The following is a 21,920-nucleotide window of genomic DNA, read 5'->3' on the forward strand; positions in this document are numbered from 1 at the left end:
CTCCTGTCACTCCTGGATCCACAGTTCCTCGGGCAACAGCGAGCCCTGGCCGTACTGCGTGATGCCGTGGATGTTCTGCGCCGCCATCACCGAAGGCGAGGTCCGCGTGTAGAAGACGCCGGGCACCAGCTCGATCAGCCGTTCCTGCACGGTCCGGTAGGCCGCCTTGCGGTCCTCCAGCGTGGTCGCCGTCCGGCCCGCGTCGAGCGCGGCGTCGAGCCGCTCGTCCGCGATGCCCGACATGTTGGCCCGCGATCCACTGTGGAACGCCGTCCACAGTCGCGGTTCGGGGTCCGCGAAGTGCGCGGAGGACACCATCATCTCGAAGTCGTGGGTGAGGTGAAGCCGTGCCGTTTCGGTGAGGTCGACGGTCTTCACCTCGACGCTGACGTTGCGGAACGCCGACAGCTGCGCCTGCACGGCCTCGGCGACGGAGCGGTTCTCCGGTGTCGGGAACGTGGTGAACGTGAACGAGACGCGCTTGCCATCGGCGGCGAGCTCGTCGAAGAGCCGCTGCGCCTCGTCCTTGTCCTGGGTGGCCAGCCGTTGACCGGTGTGGAACCGGGAGGAATCGGTGAACAAGGACGGCACGAGCTTGCCCTTGCCGCTGTAGACGACGGCGTCCATCGCCCTGAGGTCGAGCGCCGCCGCGATCGCCCGGCGTGCGCGCACATCATCGAACGGCGCCTTGCGCATGTTCATGACGACGTACTGCCCGCCGTTGAGCGGCACGACGTCGGTCTGGAGCCCCGACTCCTCGGCCTTGGCGAGGATCGTCCAGTTGGTCTCGATGGACAGGTCGGCGCCGCCGCTGATCATCGTGTTGATCCGCTGCGTGGGATCGGCGGCGGCGCGGAGCGTGATGCGGTCGAGGTACGGCTTGGGCGCGTCCCAGTAGCCGGGGTTCTTCACGAGCTCGATGCGGTCCTGGCGGGTCCATTGGTCGAGCGTGTAGGGCCCCGCGCCAACGGGTTCGGCGTCGAACGAATCCCGTCCTGCCTGCAACGCCTTCGGCGAGGCCACCCAGTTGAGCGAGGTGGTGACCACGGCCCACGCGAAGTTGGGCACCGGCTCGACCATCGTGATCTTCAGCGTGCGGGCATCGACGACCTCGGTCGAGGCGATCATCGACGCCTCCTGCATGGTGGTGGAGCCGAGCTGCGGGTCCTTGAACCGGTCCCAGTTGAACTTCACGGCCTCGGCGTTCAGCGGTGTGCCGTCGGTGAACTCGAGCCCTTCGCGGAGCTTCAGGTCGAACGTGGCTCCGTTGTCTCTCGTGCCGAAGCTCTCGGCCAGGTTGTACCGGAGTTCCCCGGTTCGGGAGTCGTTAGTGAGCAACGTGCCGTACAACGCGTTGCCGAGGAAGGCGTTGAGCACCCACGCGTTGGACAGCGACGCCGGGTCGAGGCTGCGTGGCTCGCCGATCTGGATCACGTTGGCGGTGCCACCCGCCACCGGGTCACCGACGGGTTCGCCCGAGTTTCCCGCGGACGGGCTTCCGCCGCAGGCCGCCAGTACGAGAGCGCCGAGACACGCCGCCACGGCGGCCGGGAAACGCCTGCTTCGGATCATCGTCGACCTCTCATCAGGGTTCGGGGAACGGAAAGAACGGGACCGGATGGCCGGTCAGTCGTGGAGGGTGCGGTCGAACCGCTGTCGCAGGTGGTCGCCCGCCTGGTTCAGCGAGAAGACGGTCAGGAAGATGACGAGCGCGGGGATGAACACCAGGTGCGGGAAGTCGGCGATGGCGTCCTTGCCGTCGGAGATCATCCCGCCCCAGCTGGGCGTGGGTGGCGGGATGCCGAGCCCGAGGAAGCTCAGCGAGCCCTCGGCCACGATCAGAGCGGCCATCACGATCGGCAGGTACGCGCCGAGCGCGGGCAGCACGTTGGGCAGGATCTCCTTGAGGAGGATGCGCCGGTGCCCCGCGCCCATGTTCCTGGCGGCGAGCACGAACTCGCGCGCCGACCACGCCAGCGTGTTGGCCCGCGCCAGCCGCGTGAACGTGGGCACGACGAGCAGCGTCAACCCCACCAGCAGCGTCCGCACGCTCGGGGTGAGGATCGACGACAGCGCCAGCAGCAGGATCAGCGGCGGAAACGCCAGCATCGTGTCGGCGATCAGGCGCACGAGAGAGTCGAACCTCCCGCCGAGGTAGCCGCCGAGCATGCCGAGCGTCGTGCCGATCACGAAGCCGAGCAGACCGGCGACCGCGCCGACCACGAGCGAGACGCGGGCCCCGTGGATACAGCGCGCGAGGATCGAGCGGCCCTGCGTGTCGGTGCCCAGCAGCAGGTCCAGCGAACCCCATTGCGGGCCCTGCCGGGGAAAGCCGACGGGTGTGGCGTAGGACGTCAGCGGCAGCACGTCGGCCAGCAACGCCACCGCGATCACCGTGAACAGCCACCCGTAGGCGAGTGCGACGAGGATCGACCTGGTCCGCCGCACGCGGGGGACGGCGGGCTCGGCCTGCGCCGCGACACCGGCGACGGCGTGGGACTGGGTGGTCATGCGGTGGCCACCTTCCTGATCCTCGGGTCGATCAACCGGTAGCTGAGGTCCACCGCCGTGTTGACGCCGACGTAGACCACCGCGATGAAGGCCACGACGCCCTGCACCGTCACCACGTCGCGGGTGACGATCGACGTGGCGAGCAGCTGGCCCAGCCCGGGCAGGGCGAAGAGGGACTCGACGATCACCGTGCCGCCGATGAGCCTGCCCAGGTTGATGCCGGCGAGCGTGACGAGCGAGAACGACGACGGCCGCAAGGCGTGCCGCAGCATCACGTAGGCACCGCTCATGCCCTTCGCCCTTGCGGCGCCGACGAAGTCCTCGCGCAGCGTGCCGATCAGGTCGGCGCGCAGCACACGGTGGAACGCCGCGATCTCGGTGAGCGCGATGGCGATCGCGGGCAGCAGCGCGCCGAGGAGGTTGGGTCCGATGCCGTCGCTCAGGCGCGACCATCCGGTCACCGGGAACCAGCCGAGCTGGAGCGCGAAGACGTAGATCAGCAGCGGCCCCGCGATGAACGCCGGCACCGAGAGGAACACCGACGACACCGCGTTGATCGCGCGGTCGACGAGGCTGTTCGGCCGCACCGCGGAGGCGACGGCCAGCAGCACCGAGACGACCAGCGCGAGCAGCAGGGCCATGACCGCCAGCTGCAACGTCACCGGCAGTCGTTCCACAATGGCCTCGGTGACCGGCTGGCCCGTCACGGGCGACTCGCCGAGGTCGCCGCGCACGGCGTCGCCGAGCCAGTTCAGGTACTGCGCCCACAGCGGCTGATCGAGACCCAGTTTCGCGTTCAGCGCCGCGACCGCCTCCGGGGTCGCGGCCTCGCCGAGGATCACCTCGGCGGCCGACCCCGGCGCCAGGCTCATCAGCAGCACCACGGCCATGGTGACCAGCAGCACCACCAGCAGGCTGCGGCCTATCCGACTCAGAACGGGGAGCACCATGCGACTCGCTTTCGGTGAAGCACTCGGCTGAGCGGGGCGGGCGTTCCCTGCGCCGTGCCGCGTGAGGAGCCCGCTCCGCCACGGCGCCCGCGACCCCGGCCGGAGGGGCTCGTGACCCGGAACCGGTCGGCGTCGACCACGTCGAGAATCATATTCTCGCTATCTGGCAATCACAAGTATCTCATCAGAGAACATGCTGGTTGATCACCTGAACTCCCGCGCGAGGGCGGCGATCATCTCCCTGGTCCTGCGCTTGGAGGCGACCAGCTCGTCCCGCCCGTCGCCGATGGGCAGCAGGCGGACCGACAGGTCGGTGACCCCGGCGTCGGCGAAACGGCGGAACCGCGCCGCGATGGCGCGCTCGTCTCCCGCCGCGCACAGGTCGCCGACGTCGCGCGCGTCACCGTGGTCGAGCAGGCGCTGGTAGTTGGGCGAGATCTCCGCCTCGCCGAGGATCCGGTTCGCCCTCGCCTTCGCGTCCTCCACTTCGGACGGACGGCAAAGGCAGACCGGGATGCCCGCGACGATGCGCGGGGGCTGCCGCCCCGCCTCGGCGGCGGCCTTCGTGATGCGCGGCGCGACGTGCTCGCCCACCGCGCGCTCGTCGGCCAGCCACAGCACGGTCCCGTCCGCCCGCTCCCCCGCGAGCTTCAGCATCACCGGACCCAGCGCGGCGACGAGCACCGGCAGCGGGGCCACGGGGCCGATCTCGAGCGGGTTGTGCACGGTGAACGTGCCGTTCTCGACGTCGACCGGGCCTGGCCCGCGCAGCGCGGCGTCGAGCACGTCGAGGTAGTCCCTGGTGAACGCCGCCGGCCGCTCGTAGGGCAGGCCGAGCATGTCGCGCACGATCCAGTGGTGCGACGGCCCGACCCCCAGCGCTAGCCGACCGCCCGTCGCCGCCTGGGCGGACAGCGCCTGCCTAGCCAGCGCCACCGGATGCTGCGGCTGAAGCGGGACCACCGCGGTCCCGAGCTCGATCCGGGTCGTGCGGGTGCCCATCAGCGCCACGGCGAGCAACGCGTCGAAGTCGCCGGGCACCTGGGGCACCCACACCGTGTCCATCCCGGCGGACTCGGCCCACTCGACGTCCGCGAGCATCCGCCCCGCCTTGCGCGCCGAGTCGCCCCGCTCGGGCCCGACCATCACACCGATCCGCATGGGTCCCCTTCGGTCGCAAGCTCAAGTCCTACCGGCGGATACGGTACTTGCAGAAAATGAGAATGCCAATACCATCAATGAGAATGCGCTACGAGGAGGTCTGATGCCTGACGGACAGCACCCGTTGACCGGACGCACGATGGTCATGTCCGGCGGCAGCCGGGGAATCGGGCTGGCGATCGCGACCGCCGTGGCCCGGCACGGCGCCAACGTGGTCCTGCTGGCCAAGACCGCCGAGCCGCACCCCCGCCTGCCGGGCACCGTGCACACCGCCGTCGCCGACATCGAGGCCGCGGGCGGCAAGGCGGTCGCGGTGGTGGGTGACGTACGCCGGGAGGAGGACGTGCGGCGCGCGGCGGAGACGGCGGTCGAGCGGTTCGGCGGCATCGACATCTGCCTGAACAACGCGAGCGCCATCGCGCTGGAGGGCACCGCAGAGCTACCCGTGAAGCGGTTCGACCTGATGCAGCAGATCAACGTGCGCGGCACGTTCCTGCTGACACAGTCCTGCCTTCCCGCGCTGCGGGATTCGGCGAACCCGCACGTGCTCACGCTGTCGCCACCCCTGAACCTGAGCCCGCGCTGGCTCGGCGCGCATCCCGCGTACACGCAGTCGAAGTACGGGATGACACTGCTGTCGCTCGGCTGGGCCGAGGAGTTCGCCGGCCAGGGCATCGCGGTCAACTGCCTGTGGCCGCAGACCTACATCGCCACGGCGGCGGTGGCGAACATGGCCGACGGACAGAGCCTGCTCTCGTCGGCGCGCCGTCCGGAGATCATGGCCGACGCCGCCGTGGAGATCCTTTCCCGCCCGGCGAAGGAGTCCACGGGCAACTGCCACATCGACGCGGAAGTCCTCACCGAAGCGGGTGTCACGGACCTGTCCCGCTACGGCGGCGGGGACAACCCACAGCTGGATCTGTTCCTCGATTAGGGCACCGCGGCGCCGATCGCGGGTCCGAGCGCGCCGAGGTCGCCACCGAGTTCGGTGGCGACCGCACGCGCCACCGCGACGTCCTTGCCGAGGAAGTCACGCACGGCGGCGCTGAAGCCGTCCACCGAGCCGCGGGCCACCGCACCGGCCAGGGCGCGGCTCGCCGCGCTGCCGTGGGAAAGTGCGCCGAGCAGGTCCTCCTCGGCGACGCCAAGCTGGCCGGCGAGGCGCACCGCCTCGCCGAGCAGTCCGATGTGGGCGGCGAACAGGGCGTTGTTGACAAGCTTCACCCGCTGGCCCGCGCCGAGACCGCCGACATGCAGCACCGGATCGCCGTAGGCGCCAAGCACCGGCCGGACGCGCGCCACGGCGTCGTCGGCGCCGCCTGCGAACAGGGTGAGCCTGCCCGCCGCGATGTCGTGCGGGCCACCGCTCACGGGAGCGTCGACCACGGTGGTTCCGCGGGCGGCGATCTCCTCCACCGTGCGCGGGCTTCCGGTGGTGTGCACGACGAGGACGGACCCGTCGGCCATCCCGGCCGTCAGGTCGCCGCCGAGGCACACCTCGCGCACCTGCTCGTCGTCGAAGAGACACACGAGCACCACCTCCGCCCCCGTGCCGACCTCGGCGACGGAGCCGACCGGGGTCGCACCCGCGGCGGCGAGCGCGTCCGCGCGTCCGGCCGAGCGCGCGAGCACCCGCACCTCGTGCCCGCGGGCGAGCAAGCGCTCCACCATCGGCGCGCCCATACGGCCCGCGCCGACGAATCCCAGTCTGCTCACCGGATCACGGCTCCTCCCAGAAATGCATCCGCGTGCTCGCCGCGTCGATGCTGTCGCTCAGCTGGAATCGCCCGTCGCGGGAGCGGGCGAAGATCTCCGCGAGTACCGCCTCGGGATCGCCGTCGATCTCGTACACGGTCGCGTACCGATGTTCCGGCAGGGGCCCGCGCCCGGCGGAGCGGACGCGGTAGCGGGTGCCGGAGGTGACCCCGGGGATCTCGAGGACCTCCTTCAGGTGCACCGTGTCGTACCACTCGTTGAACTCCTCGTCCCTGCCCGCCAGGGCACTGGAGTAGATCACGAGCTTCATCGCGCCTCCCTGTGGCTCAGGCCGCACCCTGGCGGCAGTGCAGTGCGACCAGCTCGAAGGTTTCCGGCGTACCGGTCGACTCCGAAGCCGCGCACGACGTCGGGCGGGCGGCCGTGGACCGCCGTGCGCGCACGTGGACCACGCACGCGGTGCCGTCGCCGAGGGACAGCTCCACCCGGACGGTGCCATCGGGCGCCCAGTCGTGCCGCAGCGGCAGCACGCCATCGACACCGCGTATTCCATAGTGGACACGGGCGAAGTAGTCCGCCGCCTGCACCGGTGCGGGCAGCCCGGCCCGGCCCCGCAACCGGTCGGGAACGACGTGTCCCGCGGTGATTGCGTCGGCGAGCGTGGCCGTGTCGGCGGGGGTGACGCCGCCGTGGAAGACGCCGTCGGGCAGTGTCACCACGCAGGCGGCGAACCGGTGCCCGCCCAGGTGCGTCGACTCCCAGACCTGGCCGGGCAACCGCCGATCGAGCCGTTCGGCCACCGGCCTGCCGAGGCGGGCACAGCACACGTCCCGCCGCCCGTGCGTGCAGACCAGGACCACCCGGTGCTCACCACGCTGCCCGAAACCCGGCGGCCTGCCCTCGGCGTGAGTGCCGAGGTCGAGGGCCGCGAGCTCGCGCAGGTCGGTCAGCGTCGCGCGTTCGATCCACGTGCCGCCCAGCCGGGTTCCCGCGGCGAACACCGTGGTGGACGGGCGCCGCCGGTCGCGGACGGACCTGATCCAGTGCCAGCGGATTCCGGCCTCGGCGGCCTGGTCCCGCAGCCGCAGGATCTCCGGCGGCAGTCCGGATGGCGATCCAGTGGCAGGCCAGGGTCCGGGGTGCTCGACGAGCAGCCACGCGCTCGCGCTCTCCGGCGCGGTCGCGAACAACGGCTCCCCGAACGCCTGCCGGATCGCCGCGCAGCCCACGGGTCGCGGTTGGCGGTGACTCGTCACGGTGCCCCCTACGCGACGACCGTGCCGAAGGTCTTGCTCTCCAGGAACTCCTCGAGCCCCGCCACACCTTTCTCCCGGCCGATGCCCGACTGCTTGTACCCGCCGAACGGGGTGTCGGAGAAGAAGTAGTTGCCGCCGTTGATGCTGAACGTTCCGGTGCGGATGCGCCGGGCGATGGCGAGGGCGCGCTCCTGGTCACCGCCGTAGACGGCTCCGGAGAGGCCGTAGATGGAGTTGTTGGCGATACGCACCGCGTGGTCCTCGTCGTCGTACGGGATCATCGCCAGCACCGGACCGAACACCTCCTCCTGCGCGAGCTCACTGTCCGGATCCACATTCGCCAGCAACGTCGGCGTGTAGAAGAACCCGGGATCCACCTTCTCGCCCCCCGTCACGAGCACCGCCCCGGCCTCCACAGCCCGCCGCACCATCCCGTCCACCTTCTCCCGCTGCCGCTCACTGATCAACGGACCCATATACGTCTTCGGATCCCCCGGATCCCCATAGGACACCTTGCCGAGGTATTTGGCGACGCTCTCGGCGATCGCGTCGTGCTGGTGCCGCGGCACCAGCAGGCGGGAGTTGAGCGCGCACCCCTGACCGGAGTGCAGGCAGATGCCGAAAGCCGCGTACATCGACGCGGCCCGGATGTCGGCGTCGTCGAGCATGATCAGGGCTGACTTGCCACCGAGTTCGAGGAAGACCCGCTTCACGGTGCTGCTCGCCGCGGCGAGGATGCGGCGCCCGGTGACGGTGGACCCGGTGAAGCTGACCACGTCGACGTCCGGGTGCGTGGTCAGCAGTTCGCCCACCTCCACTTCGGACGAAGTGATCACGTTGACCACGCCGGGCGGGATGTCGGTGTGCTCGGCGATCAGCTCGCCCAGCGCCAGCGTCACCAGCGGCGTGTCCGGCGCGCCCTTCAGCACCACCGTGCACCCTGCCGCCAGCGCGGGAGCGAGCTTCGCCAGCGCAAGCTGCAGCGGGAAGTTGTAGGGGATGATCGCGGCGACGACTCCGGCGGCCTCCTTCTCGATCCACCGGTGGTGCCGCTGGCCCTGGTACTCCGCCTCGCCGAGGTCCTCGGTGAGCGGGTGCTCGCGGAGCAGCCCGGCGTAGTAGCCCACGAGCTCGACCGGTTCGTCCAGCTGGGCGCCGTGCGTGAGCATCCGGGGCGCACCGACCTCGGCGATCGTCAGCTCCCGCAGCTCCTCCTTGTGCTCGCTCAGCGCGCGGTACAGCTGGTCGAGGCACCGGATCCGCAGCTCCACGTCCGTCGCCCAGCTCGTGGTGTCGAACGCCCTGCGCGCCGCGGCCACCGCCGCCTCGGCGTGCTCGACGCCCGCGTCCGGCGCCTCGCCGAGCACCGCACCCGTCGCGGGGTTGAGCGAGGGAGAGGTCCGCGGCGGCTCGACGAACCGGCCGTCGATCAACAGGCGCCTGCTCGCGCTCAGCACCGAGGCCACCTGGTCCTGGATCGCCATCCCGCCTCCTTTGGAAACGACGTTCTCATGTAAGGAGAACCTTACCTCAGCGTTGCGGTCAAGCGCGAGAACAACATTTCCCAATTTGGAGATCAAGCCTCTAAGGTGGTTCCATGGCTGATCATTCGACCCAGGGCAGGCTCGCCGGCAAGGTCGCCGTGGTCACCGGCGCGGGCTCCGGCATCGGCAGGGCGGCCGCCATGCTGTTCGCCCGCGAGGGCGCCCGCGTCGTCTGCGCCGACCGCAGCGGTCACGAGAAGGAGGCGGCGGCAGAGATCGGTACCGCCGCCGTGGCTGTGCGGGTCGACGTCGCCAGTTCGGCCGACGTCGCCGCCATGATCGACACGGCGACCCGGGAGTTCGGGCGGCTCGACGTGTTGTTCAACAACGCCGGGTTCGGCGGCGAGAGCAGGCCGCTGGCCGAGATCGACGAGGAGACCTTCGACGAACTCGTCGCGGTGAATCTCAAAGGGGTCTTCCTCGGCATGAAGTACGGGATCGCCGCCATGCTCGCCTCCGGCGGCGGCTCCGTGATCAACACAGCTTCCACCGCGGGAGTCGTGGGCTGGAAGGGCAAAGCGGCCTACTCGGCCGCGAAGGGCGGCGTCGTGCAGCTCACCAGATCGGCCGCACTCGACTACGCCAGGCAGAACGTGCGGGTCAACGCCATCTGCCCTGGCATGACGTGGACGGGCCTGGCCAACGCCGACCCTGACGGCAGCTCCACACCGCCGGAGGACCTGCGCCCGCCGCAGCCGATGGGGCGCTGGGGCCTGCCCAGGGAGCTCGCGGCGGCGGCGCTGTTCCTCGCGAGCGACGAGTCGTCCTTCGTCACCGGGACCGCGATCCCGGTCGACGGCGGCTACCTGGCCCGCTGACCGGGACACGAGGTGACGATGCGCTTCATCTTCCACTATCCCGAGGCCGGCGGCCCTGACGGCGACGCGCTCGCCGCCGGGCCACTGCACGAGGTGGCGGCCGCGGCGGAACGCGCGGGATTCGCCGGGCTTTCGCTCAGCGAGCACCCCGTGCCGGGAGCCCGCTGGCTCGCCTCCGGCGGCCACCAGACGCTGGACCCGTTCGTCGCGCTCGGCTACGCGGCCGCCGCGACACGACGGCTGCGGCTGCTCACCTACCTCGCGGTCGCGCCGTACCGGAACCCGTTCCTGCTCGCGAAGGCGGCGGCGACACTCGACCGGCTCTCCGGAGGGCGGCTGATCCTCGGGCTCGGCACGGGCTACCAGAAGAGCGAGTTCCATGCGCTCGGCGTCGACTTCGCGGAGCGCAACGCGCTGTTCGACGAGGTGCTGGATGTGCTCCCGCTGCACTGGAGCGGCACGCCGTTCAGCTATCAGGGCAGGCATTTCAGCGCGCGCGACGTCGTCGCGCTGCCCCGCCCGGCGCAGGATCCGGTCCCGGTCTGGATCGGCGGGAACTCCGCGCTCACCCGCCGCCGCGTCGCCGCGCGCGCCCAGGGCTGGATGCCGATGAGCGGCGGGGCCGAGCTGAGCACCACCGCGCGCACGCCCGCGCTCGGCTCACTCGACGAGCTGGCCACCACGATCGCCGCCCTGCGGGAACAGGCGAAGGGGCCGCACCCGATCGACGTCGCGTACTCCTACCAGGGCAAGGGAATCCACTCCCCCACGGTCGACGCGGACCGCCACCGCGAGGCGTTCGCGCGGATCGAGAAGGCCGGTGTCACGTGGATCGTGGTGTCGAGCGGAACGCGCACCCTCGAGGCCACGCTCGAGTTTCTGGACGGTTTCGGCTCCACGTACCTGCCGGGCGGAGGTGACGCGGCATGGGCTGGTTCGCCGAGCGAGCCGGGCTCGACGGCACCGTCGCGCTGATCACCGGCGGGGCAGGCGGGCTGGGCGAGGCGATCGCACTGGACCTCGCCGCCAACGGGGTGCGCCTCGCGGTGCTCGACATCGACGGCGCGGCGGCCGGAGCCCTCCGGAACCGGCTGGAAGGTCAGGCCCTCGTGCACGAGGGCGACGCCCGCGACCCCGAGGCGCTCGGTGCGCTGTTCGCCGCCGTGGACGCACGGTGGGGCAGGCTCGACACGCTCGTGAACCTCGTCGGCGGCACGTTCCGCGCCGCGTTCACCGACACCACGCCGAAGGGCTGGGACGCGCTGCTGCGCACCAACCTGCTCCACGTGCTGCACGCGTGCTCGCTCGCCGTGCCGCGCATGAAGGCGGGCGGGCGCGGCGGGAGCATCGTCAACGTCACCACGATCGAGGCGCACCGGGCGGCCCCCGGCTTCGCCGTGTACTCGGCGGCCAAGGCCGCGGTGGAGCAGTTCGCGAGAAGCCTCGCCGTCGAGCTCGCCCCGGACGGAATCCGGGTCAACAACATCGCGCCCGACTACACACCCACACCCAACATGGCGCGGTTCGCCGGCAACGGCCAGGCGGGCGCGGGCGTCGGCGTGACGATCCCGATGGGCAGGGCTGGCCGGGTCACCGACGTGTCGGGCTGCGCCGTGTTCCTCGCGTCCGGGCTGTCCGCCTACGTCACGGGAACCACGCTGCACCCCGACGGCGGCACGTTCGCCTCGTCGGGGTGGCTCAACTGGCCGGGCTCGGGCTGGTCGACACAGCCGCCCCCGTCGCTACTGACCGGCGAGGCGGGCGGCGATGGGAGCGAAGGTGTCGAGCTGTGACTGCTGGACGCTGACATAGTTCACGCCCAGAGCCTCGCGCCGCGCGCACAGCCGGTCGGCGATCTCCCCCGCCGAGCCGACGAGCACGTTCGGATGTTCCCGCAGGCCGTCGGCGGACACCCGCATGCGCTCGGCGACCAGCGTGAGCGCCGCGTCCACGTCTCCGGTGACCTCGGTGAAGTACGGCGAGCTCTCGATGTCGAGGTCGGCGAAGCGCTCACCCGCGGCCTCCCGGACGAAGCCCAGCCTGCGTGCCGCCTCCTCGTGCGGGGTCAGCCCCTCGTCGTTGACGGGATCGAACGGCACGTTGGAGATGCTCACGATGTCGGCCTCGCGCGCGGCCAGCGACAGCACGCGTTTGCGCCCGCCGCCGATCATGATCGGCGGGTGCGGCCGCTGCACCGGCAGCGGCAGGCCGGTGTAGCCCGTCGCGGTGGAGAACTCGCCGCGATGGTCCAGTTCGGCGCCTGCCCAGTGGGCCTTGACGAGCGCGACCACCTCGGCGAGCTTCGCGACCCGCCGGGGCGCCGGCGCGAACGGGACTCCCATGGCGCGGTACTCCGGTTCGCTCCAGCCCGCGCCGATGCCGAACTCGAGCCTGCCCTCGGAGAGCAGGTCCAGCGTGGCCGCCTCCTTGGCCAGCACCGCGGGCACGTGGTAGTCGGCGCAGAAGACGCGACAGCCCACGCGGAGGGTCTCGGTGACCGCGGCCGCGGTCGCGATCGCGGCGATCGGCGCGAGGTGCTGCGGCGGCAGTCTCGCCTCCCGGCTCGCGGGACCCCGGCCAAGGTAGTGATCGGCCACGAACAGCGTGGAGAACCCGAGGTCTTCGGCTTTCCTGGCGAGCTCGCGCCATTCGGCCGCCGACGTCGCCTTGGTGGCCTGCACCGCGAAGCGGAAGGAACGCGTCTTCGTCGTCACCCCTTGAGAATATCATCTCCATATCGGAGAATGTGCTTCTCCGAAGTTGGAAGGGGCAGGGATGGTCAAACGGACGAGGTTCAGCGAGTACCAGAACCGGTACGCCAACTACCGGTTCGAGCTGAGCGAGGACGGCATCCTGCTCATGCAGTGCCACACCGACGGCGGCTCCCTCGTGTGGGACTGGAAGGCGCACGACGAGATGGCCGACGCCTTCGCCGACGTCGCGGGCGACCGCGAGATCAAGTGCCTGATCCACACGGGAACCGGCGAGAACTACAACGCGAACTGGGGACTGCTGCCGAACGGCGAGCCGCCCGAGGAACCCGTCTACCAGGCGATGCCGGGTGAGCGCGGACTGTGGAAGCTCGACGAGAAGGCCTGGTACAACCGCAATCTCCAGTTCAACGTCCTCGATGTCGACGTGCCGATGATCAGCGCCGTCAACGGGCCCTGCAACATCCACTCCGAGGTCCCGCTGATGGGCGACATCGTGCTCGCCTCCGAGGACGCGTGGTTCCAGGACGTCTCGCACTTCCCCCGTGGCCAGGTGCCCGGTGACGGTCAGCACATCATCTGGAACTTCCTCTGTGGACACAACCGCGGCCGTTACCTGTTGCTCACCGGCAAGAAGCTCAGCGCGCGGGAGGCGCTCGACTGGGGCGCGGTGGCCGAGGTGCTGCCGAAGGACCAGCTGCTGGACCGGGCGTGGGAGCTCGCGCACGAGCTCGTGAAGCGCCCGCCGCTCGTGCTGCGCTACACCCGCCAGCTGTTCACCCAGGAGCTCAAACGCGCCTTCCTCAACGAGGTCGGCCACGGCGTCGCCCGCGAGACCTACGCGCAGCGCGGGTTCTTCCCGTTCGGCGGCGGAATGGAACCGCTGGACCGGGCTTGGGACGACAAGCCCTGGTCGGGCTGACGGGACGCGGCGCCATGCACGCACTCGACGGCATTCGCGTTCTCGATCTGGGGACCTACCTCGCGGGCCCGTTCTGCGCGACCGTGCTCGGGGAGTTCGGGGCCGAGGTCATCAAGGTCGAGCGGCCGGGCACCGGCGACAACCTGCGCCGCTTCGGCACCGGCACCGAGTGCGGCGACACACTCGTGTGGCTCAGCGAGAGCCGCAACAAGCGGTCGGTGACGATCGACCTCGGTGATCCGAGGGGCACCGAACTCGCCAGGGAACTGATCGCCGGCGCGGACGTGGTGATCGAGAACTTCCGGCCCGGCGTGCTGGAGCGCCTGAACCTCGGCTACGACGTCATCCAGGAGCTGAATCCGCGCGCGATCCTGCTGCGGGTCTCCGCCTACGGGCAGTCTGGCCCCAACCGGGACCTGCCCGGCTTCGCCAGGATCGCCCACGCCTTCTCCGGGCTCGCGCTGCTGGCGGGCGAGCCCGACGGTCCGCCCGTCACGCCGGGCTCGACGTCGCTGGCCGACTACGTCACCGGGCTCTACGGCGTGATCGGTGTGCTGCTCGCCCTGCGCGCCAGGGAGGCCACGGGACGCGGGCAGTGCATCGACCTCGCGCTGTACGAGACGATCTTCCGGGCCCTCGACGAGCTGGTGCCCGCCTACCAGCAGTCCGGGTTCGTCCGGGAACGGATGGGCGCCGACACGGTCAACGTGCTCCCGCACAGCCACTACCGGACTCGGGACGGGCACTGGATCGCCATCGCGTGCACCAACGACGACATGTTCGCCAGGCTCGCCAAGGCCATGGAGCGGCCCGAGCTGGCGGACCCCGGCGAGCTGGGCACCACGCGGGCGAGGCTCGCCGCCCGCGACCGGGTCAACGAGCTGGTGTCCGGGTGGGTGGGCACGCTGACCCGCGACGAGGTGCTCGCCCGCTGCCGCGAGGCGCAGGTACCCGCGGGACCGCTGCACTCGGTCGCCGACATCTTCGCCGATCCCCAGTACCGGCACCGCGAGAACATCGTCCTCGCCGACTCCCGGATCGGGCCCCTGGCCGTGCCGGGCGTGCTGCCGTCGCTGTCGGACACTCCCGGCGAGATCCGCTGGCTCGGCCCCGCGCTCGGGGCGGACACCGACGACGTGCTCACCGGCCTGCTGCACCGCACCGAGGCCGAGATCGCCCGCCTGCGCGCGGACGGCGTCGTCTGAACTCGAACCCACAGGAGGAAAGGCGGAAGCCATGACAGGCATTCAGGAACGGCTGGCCACGGGGAAGGGCAAGTTCACCCCCCTCTACCCGGAGCTGGGCACCGGTCCGGTGAGCTACGAGGACTCGATCTCGCAGGAGTTCTTCGAGGCCGAGCGCGACGCGGTGTTCCGGCGCTCGTGGCTGAAGGTCGGCCGCGTGGAACAGGTGCCGAGGACCGGCAGCTACTTCACCAGGGACCTTCCGGGACTCGGCTCGATCGTGGTGGTGCGGCAGGCGGACGGCTCCGTGGCGGCGTTCCACAACGTCTGCGCGCACCGCGGCAACAAGGTCGTCTGGCAGGAGCATCCCGGTGAGGAGACGAAGGGCTTCTGCCGCGAGTTCTCGTGCAAGTACCACGGCTGGCGGTACGGGCTCGACGGCCGCGTCACGCACGTCACCAACGAGGAGCAGTTCTTCGGGCTCGACAAGAGCGCGCTCGGGATGCCGAGGGTGCACTGTGACACGTGGGCCGGGTTCATCTTCGTCAACTTCGCCAGGGACGCCGAGCCCCTGAGCGGGTTCCTCGGCGACCGCATGCTCGAGCTGGAGAGCTACCCCTTCGGTGAGATGACGCAGCACTTCGGCTACAAGACCCGGATCAAGGGCAACTGGAAGCTCTCGATCGACGCGGTGCTGGAGTGGTACCACCCGCCGTACGTGCACGGCCGGTTCATCGACCCCGACGTATCCAAGGCCGAGAAGCTCGTGCCGCCGGTGGACGCCTACCACTACGACATCTTCGAGCCGCACATGCTCACCTCCGTGCCGGGGCCGCCGCCGCTTCCGCCGCGCGAGCCGGGCGCGCTCGGCCCCGCCCGGCGCGACCAGAAGTGGGTGTACCGCCTCTTCCGCGCGGGGCTGTTCGGTCCCGACGACGTCCCCGACGTCGGGCCGCTGCCGGCTGCTCTCAACAAGGGCCGGATCAACTCGTGGGGCAACGACTCCTTCTGGCTGTTCCCCAACTTCTCGTTCCAGATCTGGGCGCGGAACTTCTACATCACCTACCAGTACTGGCCCGAGAGCCTCGACTCGCACACCTACGAGCTCGACATCTACTTCCCCCCGCCGCGCAACGCGCAGGAGCGACTGGCGCAGGAACTGGTGGCGGACAGCACGATCGAGTTCGCGATGCAGGACTCCAACACGGTCGAGGCCACCCATTCGGCGCTGGCGACCCGCGCCAACGGGAAGTTCCACCTCTCCGACCAGGAGCTGCTGATCCGCAACTTCCACAAGGTCATCCGCGACGCGGTGGCCGCGCACCAGAGCTCGGGCGAAAGGTAGGAGCGAACCGATGACGAACCAGGCCACCACCCTGCCCGAGTCCTTCCGCGAGCTCGAGCCGTACGTCGCCGACTGGGCGCTGCCGACGCGCCAGGAACGCTACGACATGCGGCTGTCGAAGACCATCGACGAGCTCGGCGAGTTCTACGACGCCATCGCCCCGAGGGCGGAGGAGGCGATCGGCTACCTCAACGAGCTGGACCTGAACGACCTGCCCGACGACGCCACGCGACTGCTGCACCTGCTGTACTCGATGGTCCTGGTGTCCTATCCGGTCAACGTCTTCAAACAGCCCAGGATCCCCGACTCCGGCGCCGCGTTCTTCGACACGGTCGCCGAACCTTCGGTCTGAAAAGGACAGCGAGTATGGGAAGCACCGTCACCGAACTGACCCCCACCACCGGTGTGGAGATCACCGGGCTGTCGGGCGCCAAACTGGTCGACCGCGGCGTCGCCGACGAATGCCTCGCGGCGCTCGACCGGCGCGGCGTCGTGGTCTTCCGCGAGGCCGGGGTCGACGACGATCAGCTTGTCGCCTTCAGCCGCCTGCTCGGCGAGGTCGTGCCGCTGCCGATGGGCGGCGACAAGGCCCACCCCGAGATCCAGCGGATCACGCGGGACCCGGCCAAGAGCAAGCTGGCAGCCTACCGCGAGGCCACGTTCTTCTGGCACATCGACGGCACCACCGACGAGGTGCCGAACAAGGCCACGGTGCTGACAGCGCGGCAGGTCTCCGACGACGGAGGCGGGGACACCGAGTTCGCCAACACCTTCGCCGCCTACGAGGCGCTTCCGGCCGCCGAGAAGGCCGAGCTGGAGGGGCTGCGCGTCGTGCACAGCTTCGCCGCCTCCCAGCTGCTGGTGCAGCCGAACCCGTCTCCGAAGGAGCGCGCCGCGTGGGACCGCAACCCCACACGCGAGCACCCGCTGGTCTGGACCCGCCGCAACGGCCGCAAGTCACTGCTGGTCGGCGCTACGGCGGGTGAGGTCGTCGGCCGCGAGCCGGCGGAGGGCAAGGCACTGCTCGACCGGTTGCTCACGTGGGCGACCCAGCCGAAGTTCGTGCTACGGCACCGTTGGCGGCCGGGCGACCTCGTGGTCTGGGACAACACGGGCATGCTCCACCGCGCGCTGCCCTACAGCGCCACGTCCGCACGGCTGATGCACCGGACGTCGCTCGCGGGCGAGGAGAAGGTCGCATGAGCCTGCGGCGCACCGCGCTCGTCACCGGCGGCGGTTCCGGCATCGGGCGAGCGATCGCGCTGCGGCTCGGCGCCGACGGGTTCGCCACCGCCGTCCTCGACCTCGACGCCGAGGCGGCCGAGCGGGTGGCGGTGGAGGCGCGGGACAAGGGTTACGAGGCGCGGGCGTTCGGCGGCGTCGACGTGTCCGACCGCGGCCAGGTGGACGCCGCGGTGCGGGAGGTCCACGACAGTCTCGGCCCCGTACTGGTGCTGGTGAACAACGCGGGTCTGACCGGGTTCAAGAAGTTCCTGCACATCACCGACGAGATCTGGGACCGGATGCTGGCGGTGAACCTCAGCGGCCCCTTCTACTGCGCGCAGGCGGTGGTACCCGACATGGTCGAGGCCGGCTGGGGCCGGATCGTCAACATCTCCTCGTCCAGCGCCCAGTCGGGCCAGCAGTTCATGACGCACTACGTGGCGTCGAAGGCCGGTCTCGTCGGGCTCACCAAGGCGCTGGCACTGGAGCTGGGCCCGCAGGGGATCACCGTGAACACCATCCCGCCCGGGTTCGTCGACACCCCGATGCTGCGCGCGTCGGAGGAGCACGGGCTGCTCGGCGGGACCGTCGACCACCACGCCGAACTGACACCGGTGCGACGGCCCGGCAGGCCCGAGGACATCGCCGCAGCCTGCGCCTTCCTCGTCTCCGAGGAAGCGGGCTACGTCACGGGGCAGGTCATCGGCGTCAACGGCGGACGCAACACCTGACATCGAAGGGAACGGACACACGGTGAAGGATTTCGAATCGACCGACTTCTTCCGCGACGACGCGGTCGTCACGGACCCTTACCCCTACTACGAGCAGCTGCGCTCACGCTGCCCCGTGCACCGCGAACCGCACCACGACGTGCTGATGGTGACCGGCTACGACGAGGCCGTGCAGGTGTTCCACGACGCCGACACGTTCTCCTCCTGCGTGTCGGTGACGGGGCCGTTCCCCGGTTTCCCGGTGCCCCTTGAGGGCGACGACGTGAGCGAGCTGATCGAGCAGCACCGGGACAAGCTGCCGATGAGCGACCAGCTGCCCACGCTGGACCCGCCCACGCACACCGACCACCGGGCCCTGCTGATGCGGCTGATCACCCCGAAGCGCCTCAAGGAGAACGAGGCCGAGATGTGGCAGCTGGCCGACGGGCTGCTGGACGAGTTCCTCGCCGGTGGCGAGGGCGAGTTCATCAATGGCTTCGCGGGCCCGTTCACGCTGCTCGTGATCGCCGACCTGCTCGGTGTGCCCCCGGAGGACCGCGACGAGTTCGCCGCCTCGCTGCAGGGTCCGGCACACTCCGGCGGCGGCATCGGGGGCATGGGCAAGAAGGCGCTGGCGCACAACCCGCTTGAGTTCCTGTACTCGACCTTCACCGCCTACATCGAACAGCGGCGCCACGAGCCCCGGGAGGATGTCCTCACCGGGCTCGCGACGGCGACGTTCCCCGACGGATCGACGCCCGAGGTCATCGACGTGGCGCGCGTGGCGGCGAACCTCTTCTCGGCGGGCCAGGAGACCACGGTCCGCCTGCTCGGCTCCGCGCTCAAGGTGCTCGCCGAGCGCAAGGACATCCAGGACCTGCTCCGCCGGGAGCGCGACCGCATCCCCAACTTCATCGAGGAGACGCTGCGGATCGAGAGCCCGATCAAGGGCGACTTCCGGCTGTCGCGGGTGCCCACCACGGTCGGCGGGGTCGACATCCCGGCAGGCAGCACGGTGATGGTGCTGAACGGTGCGGCCAACCGTGATCCGCGCCAGTTCACCGACCCGGCGACGTTCGACCCGGCGCGCCCGAACGCGCGGCGGCACATCGCGTTCGGCCGGGGCATCCACACGTGTCCCGGCGCGCCGCTGGCCAGGGCGGAGGCACGGGTGACGATCGAGCGGCTGCTCGACCGCACCACCGATATCCGGATCTCCGAGCGCGAGCACGGCCCCGAGGATGCCCGGTCCTACCGGTACCTGCCGACGTTCATCCTGCGCGGGCTGGCGAAGCTGCACCTGGAGTTCACGCTCGCCGGGGAGGGCTCGCGGTGAGGGTCGCGGTGGACGAGGACCGCTGCCGAGGGCACGGGGTGTGCTTCGCGATCTGCCCCGACGTGTTCGTGCTGACCGACGACGGCTACGCGGAGGTGCCGGAACCCGAGGTGCCCGCCGCGCTCGAGCACTCCGCCCGCGAAGCGGCGGAGAACTGTCCCGAACGCGCGATCACGCTGAGCTGACAACGGGCCGCGGGGGGGTGTGCCCACACCCGTCGCGGCCCGTTCGCCTAGAACGACTCGTACTCGACGGTCACGGACCCCGGCCCCTGTGGGAGGGCCTGGCAGGTCAGCACCCAGCCCTCGGCCACCTCCTCCGGCGTCAGCGCGTTGTTGGCCCGCATGGTCGCCGATCCGTCCCGGAGCACGGCCATGCAGGTGGCACAGTTGCCGGCCTCGCAGGAGAACGGCGGCTGCAGCCCGCCCCGGCGGGCCGTCTCCAGCACCGTGTCGCCCGCCTTGTAGGCGACGGTGGTCTTCTTGCCGTTGAGGATGAGCGTGACCGCCTCGGGCACCTCGGCCTCGGCGTCCGTCTGTTCCGGCTCGGCCGGTGCGGCGTCGCCGAACCGCTCGACGAGGATGCGCCCTGGGTCGACCCCACTGTCGCGCAAGGCCGTCTCCACGACGTCCATGAACGGCGCCGGGCCGCAGATGTAGTAGTCGGCGTCGGCCGACGCTCCCGCGAACTCGGTGACCGCGCCGGCGTCGGGGTAGCCGTCCACGGAGTCGTGGTGGTGCCGCACCTCCAGCCGGTCCGGGTAGCGCTCACGAAGCCGGTCCAGCTCCCCGGCGAAGATCACCGACTCCGGGTTCCGGTTGGCGTAGAAGAGGCGCACCGTCCGGTCGGTGGCGGCCAGCACGCTCTTGGCTATCGACAGCACGGGTGTCACGCCGCTTCCACCGCAGAACGCGACCACCGGGTGCCCGCCTTCGCGTGGGCAGAAGACACCGGCCGGTCTGGTGAGCTCGAGGAGGTCGCCCTCGGCCACGGTGTCGTTGAGCCAGTTGGACACCACGCCGCCGGGGACGCGCTTGACGGTGACGGTGAGGTCGTCGCCGGTGTCCGGGGCGCTCGACATCGAATAGGACCTCAGCTGCTCGGTACCGTCCACTGTGACCCGGAAGGTGCAGAACTGTCCCGGCAGGTACCGGAACGTCTCCGCCAGCTCGGCGGGCACCTCCAGGACGAACGAGCGGGTGTCCGGGGTCTCCTGGACGATCCGCGTCACGCGCAGGGTGTGGTAGCCGTGCGCCCGCAGTACGTCGTCGCGGTCAACCATGGCGTCAGGAACCTTCCACGAAGGGGTAGATGCGCGTGAAGTCCGCTCCGGGCTCGGCGTCGGCGAACCGTTCCCACACCCCGGCCGTCACCGCGCCGATCCAGGACGGCCCGCCCTGCTCGCCGACCGCGTTCAGATAGAGCTGGACGTCCTTGGTCATGAGCGAGTTGCTGAAGCCCGACGCGTAGCGGCCGGTGAGCACATGGTTGGGGAACTTGTCGCTGGTCGCCGTGTTGCGCCCGCTGGCCGAGTCGAGCACGGTCAGCATGGTCTCCAGGTCGAGCCCGACCGACCGGCCGAACGCGACGGCCTCACTGGTCGCGGCGAGCGCGGTGGCCGAAAGGAAGTTGTTGGCCAGCTTGAGCGCCTGCGCCATGCCGGGCCGCTCCCCGACCCGGAAGCGCCGGTCGCTCAGCCCCGCGAGCACCGGCTCCACCTCCGCGCACGCGTCCCGCGATCCGGCATACATGACGGCGAGGGTGCGGGCTCGCGCCCCGGCGGGGCCTCCCGACACCGGCGCGTCGACATAGCCGACCCCACCCTCGCCGAGCAGCGCGCCGATGGTCCGCGCGGCGGTGACCCCGACCGTCGATGTGTCGACAACGTGCCGGGCGCACCGGCCCTCCGCGGCCAGCAGCTCGCGGGCCACCTGCTCGGACGCCTTGCCGTCGGGCAGGCTGAACACCACGACGCCGGCGCGCCGTGCGACCTCGGCCACCGACGCGACGTACGTGCTGCCCTCGGGTGCGCGCTCCGGCCCCAGCGCGTCGTGGGCGACTACGGCGAGACCCGCGTCCACCAGGTTCGCCGCCAGCGCGCCTCCCATGTTGCCGAGGCCGATGATTCCGACGCCGGGCACTGTCATGCTCCACTCCCCCGTTCCGCCCGCAAAGCCTTGACCACCCGCCGGGCCGATATTCCCGCCGGAGCGCCGCAGTAGGCCGCGACCTGGAACAGCAGCTCGTCGATCTCCGCGTCGGTGACCCCGGTCCTCGCGGTGCTGCTCGCGTGCAGGCGGAACTCCTCCATGCGACCGAGCGCCGCGGTCATCGCCAGCACGAGCAGGCTCCGGTCGCGCGGGCTCAGCGCGCCGCCTCGGGCCCAGACACCCCACGCCATCGACGTGATGTAGTCCTGGAACTGCGCCGAGACCGGGTCGGGATCGGCCGTGGCGCGGTCGACGTAGGCGTCACCGAGCATCTCCCTGCGCAGGGCCCGCGCGGCCTCCAGCTGTCCGTTCTCGTCCATGG

The 21,920-nt window shown here is 70.6% G+C and carries 24 protein-coding genes; 12 read left to right on the forward strand and 12 right to left on the reverse strand.

Features of this window, described 5'->3' with window-relative positions:
• Window positions 1-6 precede the first annotated feature (6 nt).
• The 4 genes from FCN18_RS15330 to FCN18_RS15345 all read right to left on the reverse strand — a co-directional run bounded on the left by FCN18_RS15330 (window position 7) and on the right by FCN18_RS15345 (window position 4,622).
• A complete protein-coding gene (locus tag FCN18_RS15330; RefSeq protein WP_112267600.1) occupies window positions 7-1,572 on the reverse strand; it encodes an ABC transporter substrate-binding protein in 1,566 nt (521 codons plus the stop codon).
• A gap of 54 nt (window positions 1,573-1,626) precedes the next feature.
• Complete coding sequence (locus FCN18_RS15335; protein WP_112267602.1) at window positions 1,627-2,511, reverse strand: ABC transporter permease; 885 nt, start codon at window positions 2,509-2,511, stop codon at window positions 1,627-1,629.
• Window positions 2,508-3,461, reverse strand: coding sequence for an ABC transporter permease (locus FCN18_RS15340; RefSeq protein WP_112267604.1), 954 nt, complete (start codon window positions 3,459-3,461; stop codon window positions 2,508-2,510). Before FCN18_RS15340 ends, FCN18_RS15335 begins: the two co-directional genes overlap by 4 nt.
• Window positions 3,462-3,665: 204 nt before the next feature.
• Entirely contained in the window at window positions 3,666-4,622 is a 957-nt protein-coding gene (locus FCN18_RS15345) for an LLM class F420-dependent oxidoreductase (protein ID WP_137095421.1), read from the reverse strand.
• Between the two features lie 103 nt (window positions 4,623-4,725).
• Here FCN18_RS15345 and FCN18_RS15350 point away from each other — a divergent pair, with 103 nt between their 5' ends.
• Window positions 4,726-5,556, forward strand: a complete 831-nt coding sequence (locus FCN18_RS15350) for an SDR family oxidoreductase (protein WP_137095422.1) — start codon at window positions 4,726-4,728, stop codon at window positions 5,554-5,556.
• On the opposite strand, the gene FCN18_RS15355 is transcribed toward FCN18_RS15350, so the two are convergent.
• From FCN18_RS15355 to FCN18_RS15370, 4 genes are read right to left on the reverse strand one after another with little or no spacing between them, the layout of a single operon-like run.
• Window positions 5,553-6,338: an NAD(P)-dependent oxidoreductase gene (locus FCN18_RS15355; RefSeq protein WP_112267610.1), complete on the reverse strand. Its 786-nt coding sequence runs from the start codon at window positions 6,336-6,338 to the stop codon at window positions 5,553-5,555. The two genes, FCN18_RS15350 and FCN18_RS15355, sit on opposite strands and share 4 nt — an antisense overlap.
• Window positions 6,339-6,342: 4 nt before the next feature.
• Window positions 6,343-6,648, reverse strand: a complete 306-nt coding sequence (locus FCN18_RS15360; RefSeq protein ID WP_112267611.1) for a DUF4286 family protein — start codon at window positions 6,646-6,648, stop codon at window positions 6,343-6,345.
• A 16-nt stretch (window positions 6,649-6,664) separates the two neighbouring features.
• Window positions 6,665-7,594: a sucrase ferredoxin gene (locus FCN18_RS15365; protein WP_137095423.1), complete on the reverse strand. Its 930-nt coding sequence runs from the start codon at window positions 7,592-7,594 to the stop codon at window positions 6,665-6,667.
• A gap of 8 nt (window positions 7,595-7,602) precedes the next feature.
• Window positions 7,603-9,078: an aldehyde dehydrogenase family protein gene (locus FCN18_RS15370; protein ID WP_137095424.1), complete on the reverse strand. Its 1,476-nt coding sequence runs from the start codon at window positions 9,076-9,078 to the stop codon at window positions 7,603-7,605.
• Between the two features lie 113 nt (window positions 9,079-9,191).
• On the opposite strand from FCN18_RS15370, the gene FCN18_RS15375 reads away from it, so the two are divergent.
• From FCN18_RS15375 to FCN18_RS15385, 3 genes are read left to right on the forward strand one after another with little or no spacing between them, the layout of a single operon-like run.
• Complete coding sequence (locus FCN18_RS15375) at window positions 9,192-9,956, forward strand: SDR family NAD(P)-dependent oxidoreductase (RefSeq protein WP_137095425.1); 765 nt, start codon at window positions 9,192-9,194, stop codon at window positions 9,954-9,956.
• 18 nt (window positions 9,957-9,974) lie between these two features.
• On the forward strand, window positions 9,975-10,931 hold the full coding sequence (locus FCN18_RS15380; RefSeq protein WP_137095426.1) for an LLM class F420-dependent oxidoreductase: 957 nt from the start codon (window positions 9,975-9,977) through the stop codon (window positions 10,929-10,931).
• On the forward strand, window positions 10,883-11,749 hold the full coding sequence (locus FCN18_RS15385) for an SDR family NAD(P)-dependent oxidoreductase (protein ID WP_112267619.1): 867 nt from the start codon (window positions 10,883-10,885) through the stop codon (window positions 11,747-11,749). The genes FCN18_RS15380 and FCN18_RS15385 overlap by 49 nt, the downstream gene beginning before the upstream one ends.
• Here FCN18_RS15385 and FCN18_RS15390 read toward each other — a convergent pair.
• Window positions 11,699-12,670 carry a TIGR03621 family F420-dependent LLM class oxidoreductase gene (locus FCN18_RS15390; RefSeq protein ID WP_137095427.1) on the reverse strand — a complete coding sequence of 324 codons (972 nt, stop codon included), beginning with the start codon at window positions 12,668-12,670 and terminating at the stop codon, window positions 11,699-11,701. The genes FCN18_RS15385 and FCN18_RS15390 overlap by 51 nt on opposite strands.
• A 61-nt stretch (window positions 12,671-12,731) precedes the next feature.
• On the opposite strand from FCN18_RS15390, the gene FCN18_RS15395 reads away from it, so the two are divergent.
• From FCN18_RS15395 to FCN18_RS15430, 8 genes are read left to right on the forward strand one after another with little or no spacing between them, the layout of a single operon-like run.
• On the forward strand, window positions 12,732-13,589 hold the full coding sequence (locus FCN18_RS15395) for an enoyl-CoA hydratase/isomerase family protein (RefSeq protein WP_112267623.1): 858 nt from the start codon (window positions 12,732-12,734) through the stop codon (window positions 13,587-13,589).
• A complete protein-coding gene (locus FCN18_RS15400; protein WP_206077906.1) occupies window positions 13,562-14,794 on the forward strand; it encodes a CaiB/BaiF CoA transferase family protein in 1,233 nt (410 codons plus the stop codon). Before FCN18_RS15395 ends, FCN18_RS15400 begins: the two co-directional genes overlap by 28 nt.
• Before the next feature lie 31 nt (window positions 14,795-14,825).
• Window positions 14,826-16,118 carry an aromatic ring-hydroxylating oxygenase subunit alpha gene (locus tag FCN18_RS15405; RefSeq protein WP_137095428.1) on the forward strand — a complete coding sequence of 431 codons (1,293 nt, stop codon included), beginning with the start codon at window positions 14,826-14,828 and terminating at the stop codon, window positions 16,116-16,118.
• A gap of 10 nt (window positions 16,119-16,128) precedes the next feature.
• Window positions 16,129-16,470, forward strand: coding sequence for a hypothetical protein (locus FCN18_RS15410; RefSeq protein ID WP_112267629.1), 342 nt, complete (start codon window positions 16,129-16,131; stop codon window positions 16,468-16,470).
• A 14-nt stretch (window positions 16,471-16,484) separates the two neighbouring features.
• Window positions 16,485-17,321, forward strand: a complete 837-nt coding sequence (locus tag FCN18_RS15415) for a TauD/TfdA dioxygenase family protein (protein WP_112267630.1) — start codon at window positions 16,485-16,487, stop codon at window positions 17,319-17,321.
• Window positions 17,318-18,073, forward strand: a complete 756-nt coding sequence (locus tag FCN18_RS15420; protein WP_112267631.1) for an SDR family NAD(P)-dependent oxidoreductase — start codon at window positions 17,318-17,320, stop codon at window positions 18,071-18,073. Before FCN18_RS15415 ends, FCN18_RS15420 begins: the two co-directional genes overlap by 4 nt.
• Window positions 18,074-18,095: 22 nt before the next feature.
• Window positions 18,096-19,388, forward strand: coding sequence for a cytochrome P450 (locus FCN18_RS15425; RefSeq protein ID WP_112267632.1), 1,293 nt, complete (start codon window positions 18,096-18,098; stop codon window positions 19,386-19,388).
• The gene (locus FCN18_RS15430) at window positions 19,385-19,573 is read left to right on the forward strand and encodes a ferredoxin (protein WP_112267633.1); all 189 of its coding nucleotides are present in this window, start codon (window positions 19,385-19,387) and stop codon (window positions 19,571-19,573) included. The genes FCN18_RS15425 and FCN18_RS15430 overlap by 4 nt, the downstream gene beginning before the upstream one ends.
• Before the next feature lie 47 nt (window positions 19,574-19,620).
• Here FCN18_RS15430 and FCN18_RS15435 read toward each other — a convergent pair whose 3' ends face one another.
• The 3 genes from FCN18_RS15435 to FCN18_RS15445 are packed head-to-tail and all read right to left on the reverse strand — an operon-like array spanning window position 19,621 to window position 21,918.
• Window positions 19,621-20,670 carry a ferredoxin--NADP reductase gene (locus tag FCN18_RS15435; protein WP_112267634.1) on the reverse strand — a complete coding sequence of 350 codons (1,050 nt, stop codon included), beginning with the start codon at window positions 20,668-20,670 and terminating at the stop codon, window positions 19,621-19,623.
• Between the two features lie 4 nt (window positions 20,671-20,674).
• Window positions 20,675-21,535 (reverse strand): NAD(P)-dependent oxidoreductase, encoded by an 861-nt coding sequence (locus FCN18_RS15440; protein ID WP_137095429.1) that lies wholly within the window; start codon window positions 21,533-21,535, stop codon window positions 20,675-20,677.
• A complete protein-coding gene (locus FCN18_RS15445; protein WP_112267636.1) occupies window positions 21,532-21,918 on the reverse strand; it encodes a carboxymuconolactone decarboxylase family protein in 387 nt (128 codons plus the stop codon). The genes FCN18_RS15440 and FCN18_RS15445 overlap by 4 nt, the downstream gene beginning before the upstream one ends.
• Window positions 21,919-21,920 lie beyond the last annotated feature (2 nt).

Origin of the sequence: Prauserella endophytica (genome assembly GCF_005146945.1) — a bacterium.
Classification (GTDB): Bacteria; Actinomycetota; Actinomycetes; order Mycobacteriales; family Pseudonocardiaceae; genus Prauserella_A; species Prauserella_A endophytica.

Coding starts and splice junctions, on each gene's coding strand:
- FCN18_RS15375 (WP_137095425.1), top strand. CDS start 9,192: ATGGCTGATCATTCGACCCAGGGCAGGCTCGCCGGCAAGGTCGCCGTG.
- FCN18_RS15440 (WP_137095429.1), bottom strand. CDS start 21,535: ATGACAGTGCCCGGCGTCGGAATCATCGGCCTCGGCAACATGGGAGGC.
- FCN18_RS15370 (WP_137095424.1), bottom strand. CDS start 9,078: ATGGCGATCCAGGACCAGGTGGCCTCGGTGCTGAGCGCGAGCAGGCGC.
- FCN18_RS15380 (WP_137095426.1), top strand. CDS start 9,975: ATGCGCTTCATCTTCCACTATCCCGAGGCCGGCGGCCCTGACGGCGAC.
- FCN18_RS15335 (WP_112267602.1), bottom strand. CDS start 2,511: ATGACCACCCAGTCCCACGCCGTCGCCGGTGTCGCGGCGCAGGCCGAG.
- FCN18_RS15330 (WP_112267600.1), bottom strand. CDS start 1,572: ATGATCCGAAGCAGGCGTTTCCCGGCCGCCGTGGCGGCGTGTCTCGGC.
- FCN18_RS15420 (WP_112267631.1), top strand. CDS start 17,318: ATGAGCCTGCGGCGCACCGCGCTCGTCACCGGCGGCGGTTCCGGCATC.
- FCN18_RS15445 (WP_112267636.1), bottom strand. CDS start 21,918: ATGGACGAGAACGGACAGCTGGAGGCCGCGCGGGCCCTGCGCAGGGAG.
- FCN18_RS15415 (WP_112267630.1), top strand. CDS start 16,485: ATGGGAAGCACCGTCACCGAACTGACCCCCACCACCGGTGTGGAGATC.
- FCN18_RS15345 (WP_137095421.1), bottom strand. CDS start 4,622: ATGCGGATCGGTGTGATGGTCGGGCCCGAGCGGGGCGACTCGGCGCGC.
- FCN18_RS15360 (WP_112267611.1), bottom strand. CDS start 6,648: ATGAAGCTCGTGATCTACTCCAGTGCCCTGGCGGGCAGGGACGAGGAG.
- FCN18_RS15395 (WP_112267623.1), top strand. CDS start 12,732: ATGGTCAAACGGACGAGGTTCAGCGAGTACCAGAACCGGTACGCCAAC.
- FCN18_RS15405 (WP_137095428.1), top strand. CDS start 14,826: ATGACAGGCATTCAGGAACGGCTGGCCACGGGGAAGGGCAAGTTCACC.
- FCN18_RS15340 (WP_112267604.1), bottom strand. CDS start 3,461: ATGGTGCTCCCCGTTCTGAGTCGGATAGGCCGCAGCCTGCTGGTGGTG.
- FCN18_RS15435 (WP_112267634.1), bottom strand. CDS start 20,670: ATGGTTGACCGCGACGACGTACTGCGGGCGCACGGCTACCACACCCTG.
- FCN18_RS15410 (WP_112267629.1), top strand. CDS start 16,129: ATGACGAACCAGGCCACCACCCTGCCCGAGTCCTTCCGCGAGCTCGAG.
- FCN18_RS15350 (WP_137095422.1), top strand. CDS start 4,726: ATGCCTGACGGACAGCACCCGTTGACCGGACGCACGATGGTCATGTCC.
- FCN18_RS15385 (WP_112267619.1), top strand. CDS start 10,883: ATGGGCTGGTTCGCCGAGCGAGCCGGGCTCGACGGCACCGTCGCGCTG.